This is a genomic window from Salmonella sp. 741265116_PST, from assembly GCF_046567715.1.
In the GTDB taxonomy this organism is placed as follows: domain Bacteria; phylum Pseudomonadota; class Gammaproteobacteria; order Enterobacterales; family Enterobacteriaceae; genus Salmonella; species Salmonella enterica.
Genome location: NZ_JBKFPH010000012.1, coordinates 24,218 through 46,384, shown reverse-complemented (window position 1 = coordinate 46,384; position 22,167 = coordinate 24,218). Strand labels below are relative to the sequence as shown.

Sequence of the window (22,167 nt, the reverse complement as noted above, 5' to 3'; positions counted from 1 at the left end):
GCCCGTCCGCAAAGAAAAATAACAACCACTCCCTGAGCGTTTCGGATAGAGAAATGTGAAAGAGAAGTGACAATGTCGAAACAAGGAGCAAACCATGCAGGTCAGCAGAAGGCAGTTCTTTAAGATCTGCGCTGGCGGTATGGCAGGCACCACGGCGGCGGCACTGGGCTTCGCGCCCGGCGTAGCGCTAGCGGAAACACGGCAATATAAACTGCTGCGCACCCGCGAAACCCGTAACACCTGCACCTACTGTTCCGTTGGCTGCGGGCTGTTGATGTACAGCCTCGGCGACGGTGCGAAAAACGCCAAAGCATCTATTTTCCATATCGAAGGGGACCCGGATCATCCGGTAAGCCGTGGCGCGCTGTGCCCGAAAGGGGCCGGTCTGGTGGACTTTATCCACTCTGAAAGCCGCCTGAAATTTCCGCAATACCGCGCGCCGGGTTCAGATAAGTGGCAACAGATCAGTTGGGAAGACGCGTTTGACCGCATCGCTAAACTGATGAAGGAAGATCGCGACGCCAACTATCAGGCGCAGAACGCCGAAGGCGTTACCGTTAACCGCTGGCTCACCACCGGGATGCTGTGCGCTTCCGCATCCAGTAACGAGACGGGTTATTTAACGCAAAAATTCTCCCGCGCACTGGGTATGCTCGCGGTCGACAACCAGGCGCGTGTCTGACACGGACCAACGGTAGCAAGTCTTGCTCCAACATTTGGTCGCGGTGCGATGACCAACCACTGGGTCGACATCAAGAACGCCAACCTCGTCGTGGTGATGGGCGGTAACGCCGCAGAAGCTCACCCGGTCGGGTTCCGCTGGGCGATGGAAGCCAAAATTCACAACGGCGCGAAGCTGATTGTGATCGATCCGCGCTTTACGCGTACCGCGTCGGTGGCCGATTTCTATGCGCCAATACGCTCTGGTACTGACATTGCCTTCTTGTCAGGCGTGATGCTGTATCTGCTGACCAACGAAAAATACAACCGTGAATACACCGAGGCCTATACCAATGCCAGCCTGATCGTGCGTGAAGATTTTGGCTTCGATGATGGTCTGTTCACCGGCTACGACGCAGATAAGCGGCAGTACGATAAAACCAGTTGGCACTATGAACTGGACGAAAACGGTTTTGCCAAACGCGATACGACACTGCAACATCCGCGCTGTGTCTGGAATCTGTTGAAACAGCATGTCTCACGCTATACGCCGGACGTGGTAGAAAATATCTGCGGTACGCCGAAAGCGGACTTCCTGAAAGTGTGCGAGTACATTGCAGAAACCAGCGCAAAAGATAAAACCGCGTCGTTCCTGTACGCGCTGGGCTGGACGCAGCATTCCATCGGCGCGCAGAACATCCGTACTATGGCGATGATCCAGCTTCTGCTCGGTAACATGGGGATGGCGGGCGGCGGCGTTAACGCCCTGCGCGGTCACTCCAATATTCAGGGACTGACCGACTTAGGACTACTGTCGCAAAGTCTGCCGGGCTACCTGACGCTGCCGAGCGAAAAACAGACCGACCTGCAAACCTATCTGGCTGCCAATACGCCGAAGCCATTGTTGAAGGATCAGGTCAACTACTGGGGCAACTATCCGAAATTCTTCGTCTCGATGATGAAGGCCTTCTTTGGTGATAAAGCGACAGCGGAAAATAGCTGGGGCTTTGACTGGCTACCGAAGTGGGACAAAGGGTACGATGTACTGCAGTACTTCGAGATGATGAAACAGGGCAAGGTCAACGGCTATATCTGCCAGGGCTTTAACCCGGTGGCCTCATTCCCGAACAAAAACAAAGTGGTCGCGTCGCTTTCCAAACTGAAGTACCTGGTGACTATCGATCCGCTCAACACCGAAACGTCCACCTTCTGGCAAAACCACGGTGAGTCGAACGACGTTGATCCCGCAAAAATCCAGACCGAAGTGTTCCGTCTGCCTTCCACCTGTTTTGCCGAGGAAAATGGTTCCATCGTTAACTCCGGTCGTTGGTTACAGTGGCACTGGAAGGGCGCAGACGCCCCGGGAATTGCCATGACCGACGGCGAAATCCTCGCCGGTATCTTCTTACGCCTGCGTAAGATGTACTCTGAACAGGGCGGCGCCAACCCGGAACAGGTGCTGAATATGACCTGGAACTACACCAAACCATACGAACCCGCCTCTGAAGAAGTGGCTATGGAAAGTAACGGTAAAGCGCTGGCCGATCTTATCGACCCGACAACCGGCGCGGTGGTGGTGAAAAAAGGTCAACAGCTCAGTTCGTTCGCGCAACTGCGCGATGACGGTACGACGTCCAGCGGCTGCTGGATTTTCGCCGGTAGCTGGACGCCGGAAGGCAACATGATGGCGCGTCGCGATAACGCCGACCCGTCTGGTCTCGGCAACACGCTGGGCTGGGCATGGGCATGGCCGCTTAACCGCCGCATCCTCTATAACCGCGCCTCCGCCGATCCGCAGGGTAATCCCTGGGACCCGAAACGTCAGCTACTGAAATGGGAAGGCGGAAAATGGGCCGGATGGGATATTCCGGACTACAGCGCCGCCGCGCCCGGCAGTGACGTCGGACCGTTTATCATGCAGCCGGAAGGGATGGGTCGCCTGTTTGCTATCGATAAGATGGCGGAAGGGCCGTTCCCGGAACACTACGAGCCGTTTGAAACGCCGCTGGGCACTAACCCGCTGCACCCGAACGTTATCTCTAACCCTGCCGCCCGTATCTTTAAAGACGATGCCGACGCGCTGGGTAAAGCGGATAAGTTCCCGTATGTCGGAACCACTTACCGTCTGACCGAGCACTTCCACTACTGGACCAAGCACGCGTTGCTTAACGCTATCGCCCAGCCGGAACAGTTTGTGGAAATTGGCGAGAAGCTGGCGAATAAGCTCGGCATCGCTCATGGCGATACCGTGAAGGTCTCCTCGAACCGCGGCTATATCAAAGCCAAAGCGGTGGTGACCAAGCGTATTCGCACGCTGAAAGCGGACGGCAAGGATATCGATACCATCGGTATTCCTATTCACTGGGGCTACGAAGGCGTGGCGAAAAAAGGCTTTATCGCCAATACGTTAACGCCTTTCGTCGGTGATGCGAACACGCAAACGCCGGAGTTTAAATCCTTCCTTGTGAACGTGGAAAAGGTGTAACGGAGACGACCTATGGCTTATCAATCGCAAGACATCATTCGTCGTTCCGCCACTAACGGTTTCACCCCCGCGCCCCAGGCGCGGGACCACCAGGAAGAGGTGGCGAAACTCATCGACGTCACCACCTGTATCGGCTGTAAAGCGTGTCAGGTGGCGTGCTCCGAGTGGAACGACATCCGTGATGAAGTGGGCAATAACGTCGGGGTGTATGACAACCCGGCGGACTTAACCGCGAAATCCTGGACGGTGATGCGCTTCTCGGAAGTGGAACAGAACGACAAACTGGAGTGGCTGATCCGTAAGGATGGCTGTATGCACTGCGCCGATCCCGGCTGCCTGAAGGCCTGTCCGGCGGAAGGGGCGATCATTCAGTACGCTAACGGTATTGTCGACTTCCAGTCCGAGCAGTGTATCGGCTGCGGCTACTGTATCGCTGGCTGCCCGTTCAACGTCCCGCGCCTCAACCCGGAAGACAACCGCGTCTATAAATGTACGCTCTGCGTCGACCGCGTGACCGTGGGGCAAGAACCGGCCTGCGTGAAGACCTGTCCAACCGGCGCCATTCATTTTGGCTCGAAAGAGGATATGAAAACGCTGGCGGGCGAGCGGGTGGCGGAACTCAAAACCCGTGGTTATGACAACGCGGGTCTGTACGATCCGGCGGGCGTAGGCGGTACGCATGTCATGTACGTGCTGCATCATGCCGACAAGCCGAATCTGTATCACGGCCTGCCGGAGAACCCGGAAATCAGCGAAACCGTTAAGTTCTGGAAAGGCGTCTGGAAACCGCTCGCCGCGTTCGGTTTTGCCGCGACCTTTGCCGCCAGCGTCTTCCACTATGTCGGCGTCGGCCCGAACCGTGCGGAAGAGGAAGATGACAACCTGCATGAAGAGAAAGACGAGGTGCGCAAATGAAACGACGTGACACCATCGTGCGCTATACGGCGCCGGAACGCATCAACCACTGGATCGTCGCCTTCTGCTTCGTGCTGGCGGCGGTGAGCGGGCTGGGCTTTTTATTCCCATCCTTCAACTGGTTGATGCATATCCTGGGCACCCCACAACTGGCGCGAATTCTGCACCCGTTTGTGGGCGTGGTTATGTTTGCCTCGTTCATCATCATGTTTTTCCGTTATTGGCACCACAATCTAATCAATCGGGATGATATCTTTTGGGCGAAGAATATTCGTAAGATCGTCGTCAACGAGGAAGTGGGTGACACCGGGCGTTATAACTTCGGTCAGAAATGCGTATTCTGGGCGGCGATTATCTTCCTGGTGCTGCTGCTGGTAAGCGGGGTAATTATCTGGCGTCCGTACTTTGCGCCTGCTTTCTCAATCCCGGTGATCCGATTCGCGTTAATGTTGCATTCTTTTGCCGCAGTAGCGTTAATTGTGGTTATCATGGTGCATATCTACGCCGCCCTTTGGGTGAAAGGCACCATTACCGCGATGGTGGAAGGCTGGGTAACCCGGTCGTGGGCGAAGAAGCATCACCCGCGCTGGTACCGAGAAGTCCGCAAGACAACGGAAAAAGAAACTGAATGAGTATTCGCATAATCCCGCAAGATGAGCTGGGGTCGAGCGAGAAACGTACGGCGGATATGATTCCGCCGTTATTGTTCCCCCGACTCAAAAACGTCTACAACCGCCGCGCCGAACGTCTGCGCGAGCTGGCTGAAAATAACCCGCTGGGCGATTACCTGCGCTTTGCCGCGCTTATCGCGCACGCGCAGGAAGTGGTGCTGTACGACCATCCGCTGGAGATGGATCTGACCGCACGTATTAAAGAAGCGAACGACCAGGGCAAGCCGCCGCTGGATATCCACGTGTTGCCGCGTGATAAGCACTGGCAAAAACTGCTGCATTCGTTAATTGCCGAGCTAAAACCCGAGATGAGCGGCCCCGCGCTGGCAGTGATTGAGAACCTGGAGAAAGCCTCAGAGCAGGAGCTGGAGCAGATGGCCAGCGCGCTGTTTGCCTCGGATTTTGCCTCCGTCAGCAGCGATAAAGCCCCGTTTATCTGGGCCGCGCTCTCCCTTTACTGGGCGCAAATGGCCAGCTTGATTCCAGGCAAAGCCCGCGCGGAATACGGTGAAGCGCGCCAGTATTGCCCGGTGTGCGGTTCGATGCCGGTCTCCAGCATGGTGCAGATCGGCACCACGCAGGGGCTGCGTTATCTGCACTGTAACCTGTGCGAAACCGAATGGCATGTCGTGCGCGTAAAATGCAGTAACTGCGAACAGAGCCGTGACTTACACTACTGGTCGCTGGAAAATGAGCAGGCTGCGGTGAAAGCCGAAAGCTGCGGCGATTGCGGGACTTACCTGAAGATTCTCTATCAGGAAAAAGACCCGAAAGTGGAAGCCGTGGCCGACGACCTCGCCTCGCTGGTGCTGGACGCGCGCATGGAACAGGAGGGCTTCGCCCGCAGTTCCATCAACCCGTTCCTGTTCCCGGGGGAAGGGGAATAAGTTCTCTGGTATACCGGCTAGCAATCTACGTTAGCCGGATCATTGCTCAATAACGCAATGCTTGTATAACGTTTCTCGGGTCGTTGGCAATGGCGCGAAGTAATGCTTTGGCTGGCCCTGTCGGTGAACGTCTTCCTTGCTCCCAGTTGCGCAGCGTATCCACGTTGACCGAAATCAGTTCTGCAAACTTAGATTGCGACAACCCAGATGCCTGCCGTATTTCTTTAATCTTCATTGCATCAATATGAAAGGTACGAGAAGGCTCACGGGTCCCTTCAATGATTTCATTCATTTGAGACATACTTTGAGTTAATCGCTCAAATAACACTTTATCCATCTACCACCTCTCATTCAGCATACGAAGCACCGCTTTTTCCTGCGGCGTGAGATCATCTTTAATGCCTTTTTGATAAATCAGAAGCAAGCGAATCTCATACCGTTGACTACGGTGAAAATAGATAATTCGCACGCCACTACGCTTTCCTTTGCCTCGCGATCCCCAGCGCATTTTTCTCAGGCCGCCCGTTTCCTGAATGACATCACCACAATCTGGATGCTGAGCCATAAAAACCTGAAGCTTATGGTATTCATCATCATCGAGCAGTTTTTTAACATCTTCAGTAAAGAGTTCCGTTTCTATGAATTGCATATTCCCTACGCCATTAGCTTATAGTAGTGAAAATAATCTATACGTCAATGGCGTATAGTATCGTCATTTCACAGTACAAAAATTAAAAACCCAGCGCCAACCGCATTCCATTTTTTGCGAACCTCTATCCAGAATCATCATCCCCTCGTTTCACCACTTTCCATCCCCAACGAACCAGGTTACAAACTGTACATACATACAGTCAAAGGAGCGTTATATGCCACTGGAAAAAGGAATTGCCGAACTGGTCGCTGGGTTTATCGCCGCGGGCCGTCCCTCTTCACGAGAGCAGAATATTGATGACCGGAGAGCGGGCTATATTGCCAGCACGACGCTGGCGGGTGAGAAAGAAATTCGGGTGAGTTCGGAAGATATCATGCTGGAAGGGATGACATTTCGCGTCGTTTCGCCGCCAAACGCATCCGGTTCTCTACCCTGTATCCTCTACTATCACGGCGGCTGTTTTGTTAGCGGCGGCTTTCTAACTCATGACCCCCAGCTACGGCAACTGGCCTGGAAAAGCGGCTGTAAGGTGATTGCCATTCAGTATCGCCTTGCGCCAGAGCACACCTTCCCTGCGGCTCATGACGACGCTGAACGCGGGGCCAATATCGTCCATCAATACGCGGAGCAGTTAGGCATCGATCGTGAACATATCACGCTTGCTGGCGACAGCGCAGGCGGGCACCTGGCATTGGTCAGCGCGCTACGCCTGAAATCCACCGCCCACTGGTCTCCGGCGAAGCTGCTGTTGATCTACCCGATGCTTGACGCTACTGCCAGTTTCCCCAGCTATGCCAGCAACGGGCAAGACTACATCATCACCCGCGATACGCTGTTATCGGGTTTCGAAATGTATCTCCAGGGTACCGACCTCCGCCACCCGGAAGCCAGTCCGATATGGCGTGAAGATTTTGCCGGTTTACCGCCGGTGCATATCCTCACCGCAGAGTTCGACCCACTGCGTGATGAAGGCGAAGCGCTATATCACCGTCTGAACGACCAGGGCGTGGTGTGTACTTGCCAGCGCTATCTCGGCGTTATCCACGGTTTTTTCCAATTGGGCGGCGTGAGCAAGACGGCGCGGGACGCAATACGCGACGTGGCCTGGCGTGTTGTAAGTCCATCAACAGGCAAAATGACCTAAAATTCAATTTTGTTTTCAACTTGAAAACTTTATGACGTTGCGCTAAATTGTTTTTAGGTTGAAAACTTTGTAATGGAACTACATTGTGCATGTTATCAGCCGAAAACCATTCAATGAAGCGATGCTGATGTATCCAAACCATGAGCTTGCTCTCACTGAGTTGCTGAATGTTCTGGAGAAAAAAACATTCACTCAGCCTGAAGAGATGAAGCGGTATATTCCTTCACTGGATAATTTTAAGTACAGAGATAAATGGTGGGTGATTGATGTTTCTGGTAACAGCCTGAGACTCATTTCCTACATAGATTTCAGGTTACATAAGATATTTGTGAAACATATCGTTTCCCATGCCGAATATGACAAACTGACCGCATATTATCGGGGTAATAAAGAATGAGAACGCATCGTCAGATGGATGCAACCAGCGCAAAAAAGATCGTTGATACCTTCAGCGATGCGGTAAAAACCGTCCCACTGATGGGGGAAGACCGAAATGACAATGAGTATCGCAGGGCACTAGCGCTAGTGGAGTTTCTGGTCGACCACGACGATCTTGAAAACCCACTATTTGAATTGCTCTGTGCCCGAATCAGTGAATACGAAAAACATGCGCCGGAATTCAAAGCACTCAACCAACACCTGGAGAAAACGCCCCCTGGCGTTTCAGTATTGCGAACGCTCATGGATCAATACGGTCTCAAAGCAGCAGATCTTGCCAACGAACTTGGTTCTAAATCGAACGTCAGCAACATCTTAAATGGCCGCAGAGCACTAACGGTTAATCATATTAAAGCGCTTACACAACGCTTTAAACTACCAGCGGATGCCTTCATCGAGTAGTTGGAGATGTCCAGCTACTCTTCCTCATTCCCGCCCTCTTCATACGGGCCGAACGGTTTCGCAGGTAGTACGATATAAATGCCTTCGAAAATTGCTCCGGCGGTCTCGCCGCCCAACAGTTCAACCTGCAACTGGACACGCGCTTTTTTACCCCGCGCCAGCCTGTCCAAATCACCGCTTAGCGACCCCAAATCAGCCACGGCGTTTGGCTTTCCGCTAATCGGTTTACTGTAGCGAATATGGGCGTCAGCAAGAATAATCGTCCCGCCAAGATGGCGTTCACGGAGCATCAGCCAGATAAGTCCCCATCCGGTCAGCGTCGCCAGGGAGAACAGGCTGCCGGCAAACACCGTGTGATGCGGATTTTGATTACCGGTTTCCGGCATCGTGGTGATAAATTTTTGCCCGGTGTACTGCTGAATGCGCACCCCCATCTTTTCACTCAATGGAATGTGCTCATACCAGGCCTGCTGAAGCTGCCCGCACCAGTCACCGCGATGCAGGATATCATCCAGCGATGCTACCGGTTTAATCATCAGAAAATGGCGGATTGGCGTGGTTGTGGGCGTAGTAATCTCCCCCTGATTGACAAATCCGAGTTTGGCAAAGAACTCAACCGCATCTTCGCGCGCGCTGCAGGTGACGCGCTTAACGCCTTCCTGGCGGGCAACAGACTCCAGGGTCATCGCCATTAATGTCCCCAGCCCTTTATCCTGTACCGAGGGATGTACAGCCATAAAACGAATAGACGCCTCGTTATCTGCATTGATATACAGGCGGCCCACTGCAACTAAATTTCCTTCTTCGTCCACCACCATTTGATGGTGCGCCAACGCATCCCAGCCATCCCGTTCCGACCCTTTCGGCTGGTGCAGCGGTTTACGCAGCATCTCCCAGCGAAACTGGTAGTAACGTTCTAATTCTTCTTCTGTTTGCGGAACTCGAAGGTGATACATAGCCGTACTCTCTCTTGTTATCCGCGGCCACGCCGGAAGCTGACTCATACCTGGAGCCAGAATGTCACGGGACCGTCATTAACCAGCTCAACCTGCATATCGGCAGCGAAGCGTCCGGTTTGCGTGTTTATCGCCTGCTGGCGGCAGCGTTCGACAAAATATTCATAAAGCGCCTGCGCGCGATCCGGCGCAGCCCCGCCGGAAAAGCTTGGTCGCATACCGCGCTCGGTATCTGCCGCCAGCGTAAACTGCGACACCACCAGCACGCTGCCGCCAGCCTGTTGTACATTCAGATTCATCTTACCGTCAGCATCGCTGAAGATACGGTATCCCAGCACGCGCTCGCACAGACGATTCGCTTTTTGTTCGTCATCTTCTTTTTCGACACCCAATAACACCAAAAGTCCTGGGCCGATTTCACCCGTCACCTCGTCCTCCACGGTGACGCTGGCACGGGTTACGCGTTGAATTAATGCAATCATGGTTGGTCAGCTTCTTCTTGTTCTGCGGCTTGTTTGAGTTTTCGGTATTCCCCGAGAGTGACAGTTATTTCTGCGCCAAGCAAGACTATACACCAAGTCCAGTATACCCAGACAAACAGGATAGGGATCACTGCCAGTACGCCATAAATGAGCTGATATGACGGGAACATGGTGATATAAAGCGCGAAACCTTTCTTTCCGGCCTCGAACAGCAACGCGGCGACAAACGCGCCGACAAGAGCGTCACGGTTCGGTACGCGAGTTGTTGGGACAATACTGTAAAGTAACCAGAATGAGATCCACGAGAGCAGCAGCGGAAGGATGCGCAATACATTGTCGATGACCGTATTCAGATCGCTGGCCCAGCGTAAAGAAAGCAGGTAGGAGCTGATCGCCAGGCTGGCGCCAGCGAGAAGCGGGCCGAGCGTGAGGATCATCCAGTACACCGCAAAAGAGTACACTTTTGGCCGTGTGCGTTTGCTACGCCAGATAGTGTTTAAGGCGCTATCAATGGCGTACATCAACAGCAATGCCGTCACAATCAGTCCACAGGCGCCCACCGCCGTCATTTTGTTGGAGTTAGCGACAAACTGCTCAATATAGCGCTGAATCACGTCTCCGGTGGCTGGCATAAAGTTAGCAAAAATAAAATGGCGTAACTGAATGCTGACATCAGAAAACATCGGAAAAGCAGCGAAAAGGGCAAAAACGACGGCAATAAGCGGTACTAAGGAGAGTAATGAGACATAGGCGAGATTTCCCGCCAGAGTCGTCATATTATCCTCATCGATACGCTGCCATAATAGCTTGAGCCAAGCCCGAACATGGCGCGTATGGCGTCCAGCTTTTTGGTGAACGGTTTTTAGCATAACAGCTTCGCGAAATAGTCAGGGATGGTGGTTTTATCCTTCACCAGAATGCTGGTGATCCCCAACTGGTTGGCCCCTTCTATATTATCGGCATTGTCGTCGAAAAAGACCGCATCGGCAGCGGAAAAACCTTCTTTCTGCAGGACGTGCTGATAAATACGCGCTTCCGGCTTACGCATTCCCAAATCCTGCGATAAATAGATATGGTCGGCGGCAGCGCGCACCTCCGGATATTCTTCCGGCCAGAAGTGGGTATGCAGTCGGTTAGTATTGGATAGCACCACCACGCGATGCCCCTGCTCGCGCAGTTTATGCATGATAGCAATCACTTCGGGCCGTAATCCGACAAATACCGCCTGCCAGCCGTGCGCAAATTGTTCATAACTGAGCGATAACGCCATTTCATGACAGAAAGCTTCAGCAAACGCTTCGTCCGTTATCTCACCGCGTTCATGTTGGTGAAAAGTCTCGCCCATCGTAAATTTTTGCTTCAGCGAAGCCAGCGGTACTCGACTCAGGTCGCTCCACACACCTAATACGCGGTTAAAGTCGATGTCGACAATCACATTACCTAAATCAAAGATGTAGAGCATGTCATTCTCCTTGCTAACCGGGGATGAATAACTGTAGCGGGAAAGGAGAGGTTTGACTATGTATCCCTTTATAAATCAATTAACAAAAAGACAATAGAAACGTAGACGATGTTCAATATCGCCTGCATCACAGCGCCGTTTTATTAGCCGGATAAAGCGCTGACGCGACCATCCGGCGCAAGGGCGCTTGTCACGCTGAAACGGCGTCGTCCAGCGAAGGACTCACCTGAACCACTTCGATTTGCTGGGATTGAAGTAAATTCTGTAATGCCGGACCGGGATACTCGTCCGTAAACAGAGCGGTAATCTGTGACACATTGCCGATCTCAACCGCCGCAGAAGCATGGTATTTCGTATGATCGGCGGCCAGCAGAATATGTCGCGAGTGGGCCATCATGGTTTTCACTACGCTGGCTTCGTTGACATCAAACTCCAGTAACGCGCCATCGCTCTCTATCGCGCCTACGCTGGTGACGAGATAGTCCGCCCGGAACCCCGCGACAAACGCCGTCGCGGATGGCCCGATAATGCCGCTATTATGCGGGCGCAGCGTGCCGCCAGGCACCATCACTTCAAAGCGAGGGTTATTATAAAGAATGTGCGCGACGCGCAGGCTATTGGTGATAATGCGCAGATGATTATGGTTGAGCAGCGCGCGCGCCACCTGCTCAACCGTCGTTCCAATCGTGATAAATATCGTGGAGCCATCCGGAATATAGTCAGCCACGGCTTCCGCAATGGCTTTTTTCTCTTGCGTCCAGGAGACCTCTCGCTGCTCAAAGGCGGTATTGACCACACTAGACGCTCTGCCGGCACCGCCGTGATGACGCGTAATCAGCCCCTGCTCGCTTAATTTACGAATATCGCGGCGAACCGTCTGGGTAGAGACCTCCAACAAACTGGCTAACTCATCGATATTCATATAGCCGCGCTCATCAATTAGCATTAACAGCCGATCGTGTCGCGGATTACCGGTCAGTTCGGTAAGACTCATGAGCATTCCTCTAAAAGCTTCCTACTGCTCATATTATACAAAAAGTGACAAGAAAGATCGGGTTTGCTCACAATCAGGGATACCCGCCCGGCCCCCCGGGCGCGTACACTTCAGCGCGGCAACGCCGCTGGCGAATCTGACAGCCTCTTCGATGGCGTATCCGCTTGCCAGGCCAAATGCCAGTGCGCCATGAAAAACATCGCCCGCGCCAGTAGTATCCACCACCTTCACGGTAAAACCCGGTTGGTGGCGTACCGCCGCTTTTTCCAACCAGTTGCAGCCTTCGCTGCCTCGCGTGACATAGACATGTCCATTTGTGAGCATTTGTGCTTTTTTTAGCGCATCAATGGCTTCGCTCATCCCCGTCAGGCGTGCCAGCCCCGGCTCGGAGAAAGCGGCGTGGTCGCTTAACGCCACCAGTTCGCTAATATCCTGCGGCGTAATATCGCCATCAAGAACGGTCATGACGCCAGCCTGACGCGCCAGCGTAAACGCCTGTTTTGCGCCGTCATGCCAGCGCACATCCGCCAACACCACATCCCACTGCGAAAAATCGATGTCGTTAAGCCAGTCGGCGTCAGGTAATAAATCCGGGCTGGGATAATTAACGATAATCCGCTCTCCTTTGGCATCCACCATAATCGCTGACTGCGACGACATGGCCTGCGTGTAGCGGCGGGTATAGCGGGTATTTACCCCCAGGGATTCCAGTTCCGCCAGCAGGCTGTTTCCGGTGTCGTCATCGCCCACACGGCCAATAAAGTCCACCTGCGCGCCCAATTTCGCCGCAGCCACGGCAGCGGTCGCCGCAGGCCCGCCGCCCACTTCCGTATAGCGCTTCGCCACATATTTACCCCCTTCGGTTGGTAATCCTTCCACGTAATAGATGCGATCCATCACGGTAATACCTACACAAGCAATACGAACCATGGTCATTCCTCAAGCATTTGCGATGTACTCATTTTAATTTCACGAAATGTTTAAAAAGTGACGGCTGTCAATTTTTTGACTATAAATTACAAATACGATCACAAACAGACAGAAAAAGGCTCATTAATGACAAAAAATGACACCACCGTGTTCAGGAGAACGATATGGCAGTTATAGCATTTATCGGGTTGGGACAGATGGGCTCCCCTATGGCGAGCAATCTGCTAAAGCAGGGCCATCAACTCAGCGTCTTCGATGTTAATCCCGACGCCGTACAGCGTCTGGTAGACAAAGGCGCGCAACCTGCAAGCAGCCCGGCTCAGGCAACCATCGGCGCTGAATTTGTTATCACCATGCTCCCGAACGGCGATCTGGTTCGTTCCGTTTTGTTTGGCGAGCAAGGCGTTTGTGAAACCCTTTCCCGTGAAGCGCTGGTCATTGATATGTCCACTATTCATCCGTTGCAAACCGATAAGCTGATTGCCGACATGCAGAGCAAAGGGTTCAGCATGATGGATGTGCCGGTAGGCCGGACATCCGACAACGCGATTACCGGCACATTGTTGCTGCTGGCAGGCGGTACGGCGGAGCAAGTAGAGCGCGCTACCCCTGTTCTGATGGCGATGGGTAATGAGCTGGTCAACACCGGCGGCCCTGGAATGGGTATTCGCGTAAAACTGATCAACAACTACATGAGTATTGCGCTAAATGCGCTCTCCGCCGAAGCCGCCGTGCTGTGTGAAGCGCTGGGGCTTTCCTTCGACGTGGCTTTAAAAGTGATGAACGGCACTGCCGCAGGCAAAGGGCATTTCACCACCACCTGGCCGAATAAAGTGATGAAAGGGGATCTGTCTCCCGCCTTCATGATCGATCTGGCGCACAAAGATCTTGGCATCGCGTTGGATGTCGCCAATCAACTGCACGTACCGATGCCGCTCGGCGCCGCCTCCCGGGAAGTTTATAACCTGGCGCGGGCCGCAGGCCGCGGTCGGGAAGACTGGAGCGCCATCCTGGAACAGGTGCGCATCAGCGCCGGGCTGACCGCCAACGTAAAAAAGTAACGACTGTATAAAGGAAAATTGAATGAACAACTACACCATCAAAGACATTACGCGAGCGTCCGGCGGGTTTGCCATGCTGGCTGTCGATCAGCGCGAGGCGATGCGTTTAATGTTTGCTGCTGCTGGTGCGAAAACACCCGTTGCCGATAGCGTGCTGACGGATTTCAAAGTGAATGCGGCGAAAATTCTTTCCCCGTATGCCTCTGCCGTTCTGCTGGATCAGCAGTTCTGTTATCGCCAGGCCGTAGAACAAAACGCGGTCGCTAAAAGCTGCGCCATGATCGTCGCGGCGGATGATTTCATCCCGGGCAACGGTATTCCCGTTGATAACGTGGTCATTGATAAAAAAATTAATGCGCAGGCGGTAAAACGGGATGGCGCGAAAGCCTTAAAACTGTTGGTGCTGTGGCGCAGCGACGAAGACGCGCAGCAGCGTCTGGATATGGTCAAAGAATTCAATGAATTATGCCACTCCAATGGTTTGCTGAGCATTATCGAACCGGTTGTACGTCCGCCGCGCTGCGGCGACAAGTTCGATCGCGAGCAGGCGATTATCGATGCGGCCAAAGAGCTGGGCGACAGCGGCGCCGATCTTTACAAAGTTGAAATGCCGCTCTACGGCAAAGGCGCGCGTTCCGATCTTCTTACCGCCTCACAACGCCTGAATGGGCATATCAATATGCCGTGGGTCATCCTCTCTTCCGGTGTGGACGAAAAACTGTTCCCTCGCGCGGTCAGGGTCGCCATGGAAGCTGGCGCATCCGGGTTCCTGGCGGGACGCGCGGTCTGGTCATCAGTGATTGGTTTACCGGATACCGAGCTGATGCTACGTGATGTTTCCGCGCCTAAGTTGCAACGACTGGGCGAGATCGTCGATGAAATGATGGCAAAACGTCGTTAATACGAGGATGAAAGAATGAAATGGTTTAACACGTTGAGCCACAACCGCTGGCTGGAGCAGGAAACCGACCGCATCTTTAATTTCGGTAAAAACGCCGCGGTGCCGACAGGCTTCGGCTGGCTGGGAAATAAAGGGCAAATTAAAGAAGAGATGGGCACCCATCTTTGGATCACGGCGCGTATGCTGCACGTTTATTCCGTGGCGGCGTCGATGGGCCGACCGGGCGCTTATGATCTGGTCGATCACGGCATCAAAGCCATGAACGGCGCGCTGCGCGACAAAAAATACGGCGGCTGGTATGCCTGCGTTAACGATCAGGGCGTGGTGGATGCCTCTAAGCAGGGTTATCAACACTTCTTCGCCCTACTGGGCGCGGCCAGCGCCGTCACGACCGGGCATCCTGAAGCCAGGAAATTGCTGGATTACACCATAGAAGTGATTGAGAAATACTTCTGGAGTGAAGAAGAGCAGATGTGCCTGGAGTCCTGGGACGAAGCCTTCAGCAAAACAGAAGACTACCGTGGCGGCAACGCCAATATGCACGCCGTCGAAGCGTTCCTGATTGTTTATGACGTTACCCATGACAAAAAATGGCTGGATCGCGCTATCAGAATCGCATCTGTCATCATTCATGATGTCGCCAGAAACAACCATTACCGTGTGAATGAGCACTTTGATACTCAATGGAATCCTATCCGCGACTACAACAAAGATAATCCAGCACACCGTTTCCGCGCATTTGGCGGCACGCCAGGCCATTGGATCGAATGGGGTCGTTTAATGCTGCATATCCACGCAGCACTGGAAGCCAGATGCGAACAACCCCCGGCATGGCTGCTGGAAGATGCTAAAGGTTTGTTCCACGCTACAGTACGCGATGCCTGGGCTCCAGATGGGGCAGACGGCATTGTCTACTCAGTCGACTGGGACGGTAAACCTATCGTACGTGAACGTGTACGCTGGCCAATTGTAGAAGCGATGGGGACAGCCTATGCCCTCTATACCTTAACAGGGGATCGTCAATACGAAACCTGGTATCAAACATGGTGGGACTACTGCATTAAGTACCTGATGGACTATGAAAATGGTTCCTGGTGGCAAGAGCTGGACGCCGATAACAAAGTGACCACCAAAGTGTGGGACGGCAAGCAAGATATTTACCATCTGCTGCACTGTCTGGTCATTCCTCGTCTGCCACTGGCGCCGGGCCTGGCTCCAGCGGTCGCGGCGGGTCTCCTGGATATCAACGCGAAATAGGTCATGAGGGTGGCAGCCATGCACAGCGGTGGAAAAACTATTCAGCTTAATGCGGGCCATTACCAGGCGAAAATCGTCACGGTTGGCGCAGGTCTGGCGGAACTGACCCATCATGGACGCCATGTGGTCATCCCGCATAAACCGGAAGAAATACCCATGGCGCATCTGGGGAAAGTATTGATTCCCTGGCCCAATCGCGTGACAAATGGCTGCTACTCCTATAACGGCAAGGTTTTCCAGCTTGCCGTTAACGACCCGGTTTCGCAGACCGCCATTCACGGTCTGTTAGCCTGGCGAGACTGGCAGATTAATTATCAGTCGGCGACGGAAGCGTCGCTAACGATTTTTCTGCCGCCCTCTTACGGCTATCCCTTTGCGTTGATATCGGAAGTGATTTATCGGTTAGATGCCGCCAGTGGGCTGCGCGTATTGATTCGTACGCAAAACATTGGCGATGAATCAGCCCCTTATGGCGCGGGCGCACATCCTTATTTGACTTGTAACCTGCAAAGCATCGATAGCTGTGTATTAACACTGCCTGCAAGCGAAGAATTGCCCGCAGGCAGGGATTTTTCCGCATCATGCCTGCTCGACGAAACGCGCCTTGATCATGCGGTTAAGACCGCGACTACCCCGGCTGAGTGGGAGGTCAGACTTACCAGCCCAACGCAGAACATGTCTACATTTTTACGCAGCAACCAACCCTGGCTACAGATCTATACCGGCGAAAAACTCAGCCGAAAAGGTCTCGCGGTAGAGCCTATGAGCTGCCCGCCCGATGCATTTAATTCCGGGATCGCACTGATTCATCTTGCCCCAAAAGCGATCCATCAACTGCATTTTTCCATCGGTTGTGACTAGCCCAAATGGATTACCGAATTACCCTACATTCACGGAGATTACAATGAATTCTCTACCACAACGGTCAACCGATTTTGAACTGACAACATCACAGGATGGTTTTGCGCTTAGCTGGCAGCAGCGCCTGATTTTACGCCACAGCGCCGAAACCCCCTGTCTGTGGATTGGCGCGGGCGTTGCCGACATTGATATGTTTCGCGGCAACTTCAGCATCAAAGACAAACTTAACGAGAAGATTGCATTAACGGAGGCCACGGTCAGCGAGCTACCCGACGGCTGGCTGATACAATTCAGCCGTGGCGCAACAATTAGCGCCACCCTTCGCATCTCCGCCGATGAGGCGGGACGCCTGAAGCTGGATCTGCAAAACGACGACCTGCACCATAACCGTATCTGGTTACGCCTCGCAGCTAATCCAGACGACCATATCTACGGCTGCGGCGAACAGTTCTCTTATTTCGATTTGCGCGGCAAGCCGTTCCCGCTGTGGACCAGCGAACAGGGCGTTGGCCGTAATAAAACCAGCTATGTCACCTGGCAGGCAGACTGTAAAGAGAACGCCGGCGGCGACTATTACTGGACCTTCTTCCCCCAGCCAACCTTTGTCAGCACGCAGAAGTATTACTGCCACGTCGATAATAGCTGTTATATGAATTTCGACTTCAGCGCGCCGGAGTATCACGAACTGGCGCTGTGGGAAGATAAAACTACGCTGCGTTTTGAGTGTGCCGACACCTACATCGCCCTGCTGGAAAAACTGACTGCGCTGTTAGGCCGCCAGCCGGAGCTGCCGGACTGGGTTTACGACGGCGTCACGCTCGGCATTCAGGGCGGTACGGAAGTTTGTCAGCAAAAACTGGATACCATGCGCAACGCAGGCGTAAAAGTGAACGGTATTTGGGCGCAGGACTGGTCCGGCATTCGTATGACCTCTTTCGGCAAGCGCGTGATGTGGAACTGGAAGTGGAATAGCGACAACTATCCACAGCTGGATAGCCGTATCAAACAGTGGAAAGAAGAAGGCGTCCAGTTCCTCTCTTATATCAACCCATACGTCGCCAGTGATAAAGACCTCTGCGCCGAGGCGGCGAAACACGGCTATCTGGCGAAAGACGCCACGGGCGGCGACTATCTGGTCGAGTTTGGCGAATTCTATGGCGGCGTGGTCGATCTGACCAATCCTGAAGCTTACGACTGGTTCAAAGACGTCATCAAAAAGAACATGATCGCGCTCGGCTGCAGCGGCTGGATGGCGGATTTCGGCGAATATCTGCCGACCGACACGTATCTGCACAACGGCGTCAGCGCAGAGATCATGCATAACGCCTGGCCTGCGCTGTGGGCGAAATGTAACTACGAAGCGCTACAGGAGACCGGCAAACTCGGCGAGATCCTGTTCTTTATGCGTGCGGGTTACACCGGCAGTCAGAAATATTCCACCATGATGTGGGCAGGTGACCAGAACGTTGACTGGAGCCTTGATGATGGTCTGGCCTCTGTAGTGCCTGCGGCATTGTCGCTGGCGATGACCGGCCATGGTCTGCATCACAGCGATATCGGCGGCTACACCACCCTGTTTGACATGAAACGCAGCAAAGAGTTGCTGCTGCGCTGGTGCGATTTCAGCGCCTTTACGCCGATGATGCGCACCCATGAAGGCAACCGCCCCGGCGATAACTGGCAGTTCGACGGCGACGCGGAAACTATTGCCCACTTTGCCCGCATGACCACCGTCTTTACCACGCTGAAACCGTATCTCAAGCAGGCGGTGGCGCAAAACGCGGCTACCGGTCTGCCGGTCATGCGTCCGCTATTCCTGCATTACGAGAACGATGCCGCAACCTACACCCTGAAATATCAATATCTGCTCGGTCAGGATCTGCTGGTCGCGCCGGTTCATGAGCAGGGGCGTTGCGACTGGACGCTGTACCTGCCGGAAGATCACTGGGTGAATATCTGGACCGGCGAAGTTCACCACGGCGGTGAAATTACCGTGGATGCGCCCATTGGCAAGCCGCCGGTCTTCTATCGCGCGAAGAGCGAGTGGGCTTCACTTTTTGCTTCTTTACGGAATATCTAATACGGCTCGCCCGCAGGGTAACCTGCGGGCAGATGGAGAAGAATAATGAGTCAAACATCATCGAATCCGGCAACCCTACGCTTGCCGTTTAAAGAAAAACTTGCCTATGGACTGGGGGATTTAGGTTCCAATATCCTGTTAGATATCGGGACCCTCTATTTACTCAAATTTTATACCGATGTGCTGGGTTTACCAGGGACTTACGGCGGGATCATTTTCCTGATCGCCAAATTTTTTACCGCATTTACCGATATGGGTACCGGCATTATGCTCGACTCGCGGCGTAAAATTGGTCCGAAGGGCAAATTCCGCCCGTTCGTGCTTTACGCGGCATTTCCGGTAACGCTACTGGCGATTGCTAACTTTGTCGGCACACCGTTTGAGGTGACGGGAAAAACCGTCGTCGCAACGATGCTGTTTATGTTGTATGGGCTGGTTTTCAGCATGATGAACTGCTCGTATGGCGCGATGGTGCCCGCGATTACCAAGAACCCGGATGAACGCGCCTCGCTTGCCGCCTGGCGTCAGGGCGGCGCCACTCTCGGCCTGCTGCTGTGTACCGTTGGCTTTGTGCCGGTCATGAACCTGATCGAAGGCAATGCCCAACTCAGCTATATTTTCGCCGCCACGCTATTTTCATTGTTTGGCCTGCTATTTATGTGGCTGTGCTACGCCGGCGTTAAAGAGCGCTACGTCGAAGTGAAACCTGTCGATAACGCGCAAAAGCCCGGATTATTGCAGTCGTTCCGCGCCATCGCCGGTAACCGTCCGCTGTTTATTCTGTGTATCGCCAACCTTTGTACTCTTGGCGCCTTCAACGTCAAACTGGCGATTCAGGTTTATTACACCCAGTACGTTCTTAACGACCCGATCCTCCTCTCCTGGATGGGCTTCTTTAGCATGGGCTGTATTTTTATCGGCGTCTTTTTGATGCCCGGCGCAGTAAGGCGTTTTGGCAAGAAGAAAGTCTATATCGGCGGGCTGTTAATATGGGTGGCGGGCGATCTGCTCAACTACTTCTTTGGCGGCGGCTCGGTCAGTTTTGTCGCCTTCTCCTGCCTGGCGTTCTTCGGTTCCGCCTTCGTCAACAGCCTGAACTGGGCGCTGGTTTCCGACACGGTGGAGTACGGTGAATGGCGCACCGGCGTCCGCTCGGAAGGGACGGTTTACACCGGCTTCACGTTCTTCCGTAAGGTCTCCCAGGCGCTGGCAGGGTTCTTCCCCGGCTGGATGCTGACGCAAATCGGTTATATCCCGAATGTGGTGCAATCGGCAGGCACCGTCGAAGGCCTACGCCAGTTGATCTTTATTTATCCTTGCGTGCTGGCGGTCATCACCATTATTGCGATGGGCTGTTTCTACAACCTCAACGAGAAGATGTACGTGCAAATTGTGGAAGAGATTGAGGCCCGGAAACATACGGTTTAACAACAATAAAATATAACGCCCTGCGGGGCGTTTTGAGAGGCGATTATGTCTAATCATGATCCGCTAACGCTAAAGTTGAGCCTGCGGGAAAAATGCGCCTATGGCGTGGGCGATTTCGGCTCAAATCTGATGCTGTGTATCGGTACGCTGTATCTACTGAAGTTTTATACCGATGAACTCGGGATGCCTGCATATTACGGTGGAATTATCTTTCTGGTGGCGAAATTCTTCACCGCTTTTACCGATATGCTCACCGGCGTATTGCTGGATTCACGCCGTAATATTGGCGCAAAAGGAAAGTTTCGGCCTTTTATTCTGTATGCGTCATTTCCGGTCGCTCTGGTTGCTACTGCGCAATTCTTTGCCACTCACTTTACTTTACCCGTTAAAACAGCCTTCGCGACGGTGCTGTTTATGTTGTTCGGTCTGTTCTACAGCCTGATGAACTGCTCATACGGCGCGATGGTACCCGCTATTACCAAAAATCCGCATGAGCGCGCCCAGCTCGCCGCATGGCGACAAGGCGGCGCTACCATTGGCCTTCTTCTTTGTACCGTAGGTTTTATGCCCATTCAGGCGCTGTTTACCCGTTCCCCTTCGCTGGGTTATCTGATTGCAGCAGTCATTTTTTCGGTCTGCGGGCTGTTCAGCATGTGGTGGTGCTTTAGCGGGGTGAAAGAACGGTATATCGAAACCGTACCTGACACGCATAAACCCAGCATATTGAAGTCCTTCTGCGCGATTTTTCGTAATCCGCCGCTGCTGGTGCTCTGCGTTGCCAATTTGTGCACGCTGGCCGCCTTTAATATCAAGCTGGCCATTCAGGTTTATTACACTCAGTACGTGCTGAACGATATTCATTTGTTGTCATGGATGGGTTTTTTCAGCATGGGCTGTATCCTGATTGGTGTTTTATTAGTACCTGCTGCGGTAAAACGCTTCGGGAAAAAACAGGTTTATCTTGGTGGTCTGATATTGTGGGCCGTTGGCGATATCCTGAATTTTATCTGGGGTGGAACGTCATTCCTGTTTGTTATTTTCTCTTGTATCGCCTTTTTCGGTACCGCTTTCGTCAACAGCCTGAACTGGGCACTGGTTCCGGATACGGTTGACTACGGTGAATGGAAAACGGGTATTCGTGCTGAAGGCTCGGTGTATACGGGTTATACCTTTTCCCGCAAAATTTCCGCTGCGCTTGCTGGCTTTTTGCCAAGTATTATGCTGACGCAAATCGGTTATATCCCCAACATAGCTCAAAGTGACACCACGTTGCTTGGTTTGCGTCAGCTCATTTTTTTATGGCCTTGCGGTCTTGCCATTATCGCAGCACTAACGATGGGCTTTTTTTATAAGCTCAATAAACAACGTTTCGCTTTTATTATCGAGGAAATTGCCCAACGAAAGAAAACAGGTAATCAAATTGTCGCGACTAATAATAAACAAAGTATTTCTACTGTAAATAATTAAACGACACTTGCCGCTTTATCCATCCCGATGGATG

The 22,167-nt window shown here is 53.1% G+C and carries 22 protein-coding genes; 14 read left to right on the top strand and 8 right to left on the bottom strand.

The genetic code is table 11. The features are described from left to right. Positions 1-94 precede the first annotated feature (94 nt). From fdnG to fdhE, 4 genes are read left to right on the top strand one after another with little or no spacing between them, the layout of a single operon-like run. A complete protein-coding gene (gene fdnG / locus ACLD11_RS10545) occupies positions 95-3,145 on the top strand; it encodes a formate dehydrogenase-N subunit alpha (RefSeq protein ID WP_411014883.1) in 3,051 nt (1,016 codons plus the stop codon). A gap of 12 nt (positions 3,146-3,157) precedes the next feature. Further along, the gene (gene fdxH / locus ACLD11_RS10540; RefSeq protein ID WP_000331361.1) at positions 3,158-4,060 is read left to right on the top strand and encodes a formate dehydrogenase subunit beta; all 903 of its coding nucleotides are present in this window, start codon (positions 3,158-3,160) and stop codon (positions 4,058-4,060) included. Beyond that, positions 4,057-4,692, top strand: a complete 636-nt coding sequence (gene fdoI, locus ACLD11_RS10535; RefSeq protein WP_000829025.1) for a formate dehydrogenase cytochrome b556 subunit — start codon at positions 4,057-4,059, stop codon at positions 4,690-4,692. Before fdxH ends, fdoI begins: the two co-directional genes overlap by 4 nt. Beyond that, on the top strand, positions 4,689-5,618 hold the full coding sequence (fdhE, locus tag ACLD11_RS10530) for a formate dehydrogenase accessory protein FdhE (protein WP_000027730.1): 930 nt from the start codon (positions 4,689-4,691) through the stop codon (positions 5,616-5,618). Before fdoI ends, fdhE begins: the two co-directional genes overlap by 4 nt. Positions 5,619-5,664: 46 nt before the next feature. On the opposite strand, the gene ACLD11_RS10525 is transcribed toward fdhE, so the two are convergent. Both ACLD11_RS10525 and ACLD11_RS10520 read right to left on the bottom strand, forming a co-directional pair. After that, complete coding sequence (locus tag ACLD11_RS10525) at positions 5,665-5,955, bottom strand: helix-turn-helix domain-containing protein (RefSeq protein ID WP_000362050.1); 291 nt, start codon at positions 5,953-5,955, stop codon at positions 5,665-5,667. Then, positions 5,956-6,267 (bottom strand): cytotoxic translational repressor of toxin-antitoxin stability system, encoded by a 312-nt coding sequence (locus ACLD11_RS10520; protein ID WP_001159632.1) that lies wholly within the window; start codon positions 6,265-6,267, stop codon positions 5,956-5,958. 217 nt (positions 6,268-6,484) lie between these two features. Here ACLD11_RS10520 and ACLD11_RS10515 point away from each other — a divergent pair, with 217 nt between their 5' ends. The 3 genes from ACLD11_RS10515 (at position 6,485) to ACLD11_RS10505 (ending at position 8,254) form a co-directional block, all read left to right on the top strand. Continuing rightward, positions 6,485-7,414, top strand: coding sequence for an alpha/beta hydrolase (locus ACLD11_RS10515; protein ID WP_411014882.1), 930 nt, complete (start codon positions 6,485-6,487; stop codon positions 7,412-7,414). Between the two features lie 85 nt (positions 7,415-7,499). Beyond that, positions 7,500-7,811, top strand: a complete 312-nt coding sequence (locus ACLD11_RS10510; protein ID WP_000558166.1) for a type II toxin-antitoxin system HigB family toxin — start codon at positions 7,500-7,502, stop codon at positions 7,809-7,811. Then, positions 7,808-8,254, top strand: coding sequence for a type II toxin-antitoxin system HigA family antitoxin (locus ACLD11_RS10505; RefSeq protein ID WP_001259011.1), 447 nt, complete (start codon positions 7,808-7,810; stop codon positions 8,252-8,254). The genes ACLD11_RS10510 and ACLD11_RS10505 overlap by 4 nt, the downstream gene beginning before the upstream one ends. A gap of 14 nt (positions 8,255-8,268) precedes the next feature. Here the strand turns inward: ACLD11_RS10505 and fabY are convergent, their stop codons facing one another. From fabY to ACLD11_RS10475, 6 genes are all read right to left on the bottom strand, one after another. After that, positions 8,269-9,210 carry a fatty acid biosynthesis protein FabY gene (fabY, locus tag ACLD11_RS10500; protein WP_001518251.1) on the bottom strand — a complete coding sequence of 314 codons (942 nt, stop codon included), beginning with the start codon at positions 9,208-9,210 and terminating at the stop codon, positions 8,269-8,271. Positions 9,211-9,254: 44 nt separating this feature from the next. Then, positions 9,255-9,692 (bottom strand): D-aminoacyl-tRNA deacylase, encoded by a 438-nt coding sequence (gene dtd, locus ACLD11_RS10495; RefSeq protein WP_000560969.1) that lies wholly within the window; start codon positions 9,690-9,692, stop codon positions 9,255-9,257. Further along, the gene (locus ACLD11_RS10490; protein ID WP_411011697.1) at positions 9,689-10,561 is read right to left on the bottom strand and encodes a virulence factor BrkB family protein; all 873 of its coding nucleotides are present in this window, start codon (positions 10,559-10,561) and stop codon (positions 9,689-9,691) included. Before ACLD11_RS10490 ends, dtd begins: the two co-directional genes overlap by 4 nt. Next, positions 10,555-11,154 carry a glucose-1-phosphatase gene (yihX, locus tag ACLD11_RS10485; RefSeq protein WP_000965696.1) on the bottom strand — a complete coding sequence of 200 codons (600 nt, stop codon included), beginning with the start codon at positions 11,152-11,154 and terminating at the stop codon, positions 10,555-10,557. Before yihX ends, ACLD11_RS10490 begins: the two co-directional genes overlap by 7 nt. Positions 11,155-11,344: 190 nt before the next feature. Continuing rightward, positions 11,345-12,148 carry a DeoR/GlpR family DNA-binding transcription regulator gene (locus ACLD11_RS10480; RefSeq protein ID WP_023249108.1) on the bottom strand — a complete coding sequence of 268 codons (804 nt, stop codon included), beginning with the start codon at positions 12,146-12,148 and terminating at the stop codon, positions 11,345-11,347. Positions 12,149-12,181: 33 nt separating this feature from the next. Further along, positions 12,182-13,078, bottom strand: a complete 897-nt coding sequence (locus ACLD11_RS10475) for a sugar kinase (protein ID WP_411014881.1) — start codon at positions 13,076-13,078, stop codon at positions 12,182-12,184. Between the two features lie 164 nt (positions 13,079-13,242). On the opposite strand from ACLD11_RS10475, the gene yihU reads away from it, so the two are divergent. The 7 genes from yihU to ACLD11_RS10440 are packed head-to-tail and all read left to right on the top strand — an operon-like array spanning position 13,243 to position 22,133. After that, a complete protein-coding gene (gene yihU, locus ACLD11_RS10470) occupies positions 13,243-14,139 on the top strand; it encodes a sulfolactaldehyde 3-reductase (RefSeq protein WP_000268247.1) in 897 nt (298 codons plus the stop codon). Positions 14,140-14,161: 22 nt separating this feature from the next. After that, complete coding sequence (gene yihT / locus ACLD11_RS10465) at positions 14,162-15,040, top strand: sulfofructosephosphate aldolase (RefSeq protein WP_001067413.1); 879 nt, start codon at positions 14,162-14,164, stop codon at positions 15,038-15,040. A 15-nt stretch (positions 15,041-15,055) separates the two neighbouring features. Further along, positions 15,056-16,297: a sulfoquinovose isomerase gene (gene yihS / locus ACLD11_RS10460; protein WP_411011699.1), complete on the top strand. Its 1,242-nt coding sequence runs from the start codon at positions 15,056-15,058 to the stop codon at positions 16,295-16,297. A gap of 3 nt (positions 16,298-16,300) precedes the next feature. Beyond that, complete coding sequence (locus tag ACLD11_RS10455; protein ID WP_411014880.1) at positions 16,301-17,158, top strand: aldose-1-epimerase; 858 nt, start codon at positions 16,301-16,303, stop codon at positions 17,156-17,158. A gap of 43 nt (positions 17,159-17,201) precedes the next feature. Continuing rightward, on the top strand, positions 17,202-19,238 hold the full coding sequence (locus ACLD11_RS10450) for an alpha-glucosidase (RefSeq protein ID WP_411014879.1): 2,037 nt from the start codon (positions 17,202-17,204) through the stop codon (positions 19,236-19,238). A gap of 45 nt (positions 19,239-19,283) precedes the next feature. Continuing rightward, the gene (locus tag ACLD11_RS10445) at positions 19,284-20,666 is read left to right on the top strand and encodes an MFS transporter (RefSeq protein ID WP_411014878.1); all 1,383 of its coding nucleotides are present in this window, start codon (positions 19,284-19,286) and stop codon (positions 20,664-20,666) included. Positions 20,667-20,711: 45 nt separating this feature from the next. Then, positions 20,712-22,133 (top strand): MFS transporter, encoded by a 1,422-nt coding sequence (locus tag ACLD11_RS10440; protein WP_411014877.1) that lies wholly within the window; start codon positions 20,712-20,714, stop codon positions 22,131-22,133. Positions 22,134-22,167 lie beyond the last annotated feature (34 nt).

Coding starts and splice junctions, on each gene's coding strand:
- fdxH (WP_000331361.1), top strand. CDS start 3,158: ATGGCTTATCAATCGCAAGACATCATTCGTCGTTCCGCCACTAACGGT.
- yihT (WP_001067413.1), top strand. CDS start 14,162: ATGAACAACTACACCATCAAAGACATTACGCGAGCGTCCGGCGGGTTT.
- fabY (WP_001518251.1), bottom strand. CDS start 9,210: ATGTATCACCTTCGAGTTCCGCAAACAGAAGAAGAATTAGAACGTTAC.
- fdoI (WP_000829025.1), top strand. CDS start 4,057: ATGAAACGACGTGACACCATCGTGCGCTATACGGCGCCGGAACGCATC.
- ACLD11_RS10450 (WP_411014879.1), top strand. CDS start 17,202: ATGAATTCTCTACCACAACGGTCAACCGATTTTGAACTGACAACATCA.
- ACLD11_RS10480 (WP_023249108.1), bottom strand. CDS start 12,148: ATGAGTCTTACCGAACTGACCGGTAATCCGCGACACGATCGGCTGTTA.
- ACLD11_RS10455 (WP_411014880.1), top strand. CDS start 16,301: ATGAGGGTGGCAGCCATGCACAGCGGTGGAAAAACTATTCAGCTTAAT.
- ACLD11_RS10505 (WP_001259011.1), top strand. CDS start 7,808: ATGAGAACGCATCGTCAGATGGATGCAACCAGCGCAAAAAAGATCGTT.
- yihX (WP_000965696.1), bottom strand. CDS start 11,154: ATGCTCTACATCTTTGATTTAGGTAATGTGATTGTCGACATCGACTTT.
- ACLD11_RS10520 (WP_001159632.1), bottom strand. CDS start 6,267: ATGCAATTCATAGAAACGGAACTCTTTACTGAAGATGTTAAAAAACTG.
- ACLD11_RS10525 (WP_000362050.1), bottom strand. CDS start 5,955: ATGGATAAAGTGTTATTTGAGCGATTAACTCAAAGTATGTCTCAAATG.
- ACLD11_RS10475 (WP_411014881.1), bottom strand. CDS start 13,078: ATGGTTCGTATTGCTTGTGTAGGTATTACCGTGATGGATCGCATCTAT.
- ACLD11_RS10515 (WP_411014882.1), top strand. CDS start 6,485: ATGCCACTGGAAAAAGGAATTGCCGAACTGGTCGCTGGGTTTATCGCC.
- ACLD11_RS10490 (WP_411011697.1), bottom strand. CDS start 10,561: ATGCTAAAAACCGTTCACCAAAAAGCTGGACGCCATACGCGCCATGTT.
- yihS (WP_411011699.1), top strand. CDS start 15,056: ATGAAATGGTTTAACACGTTGAGCCACAACCGCTGGCTGGAGCAGGAA.
- fdhE (WP_000027730.1), top strand. CDS start 4,689: ATGAGTATTCGCATAATCCCGCAAGATGAGCTGGGGTCGAGCGAGAAA.
- yihU (WP_000268247.1), top strand. CDS start 13,243: ATGGCAGTTATAGCATTTATCGGGTTGGGACAGATGGGCTCCCCTATG.
- dtd (WP_000560969.1), bottom strand. CDS start 9,692: ATGATTGCATTAATTCAACGCGTAACCCGTGCCAGCGTCACCGTGGAG.
- ACLD11_RS10440 (WP_411014877.1), top strand. CDS start 20,712: ATGTCTAATCATGATCCGCTAACGCTAAAGTTGAGCCTGCGGGAAAAA.
- ACLD11_RS10445 (WP_411014878.1), top strand. CDS start 19,284: ATGAGTCAAACATCATCGAATCCGGCAACCCTACGCTTGCCGTTTAAA.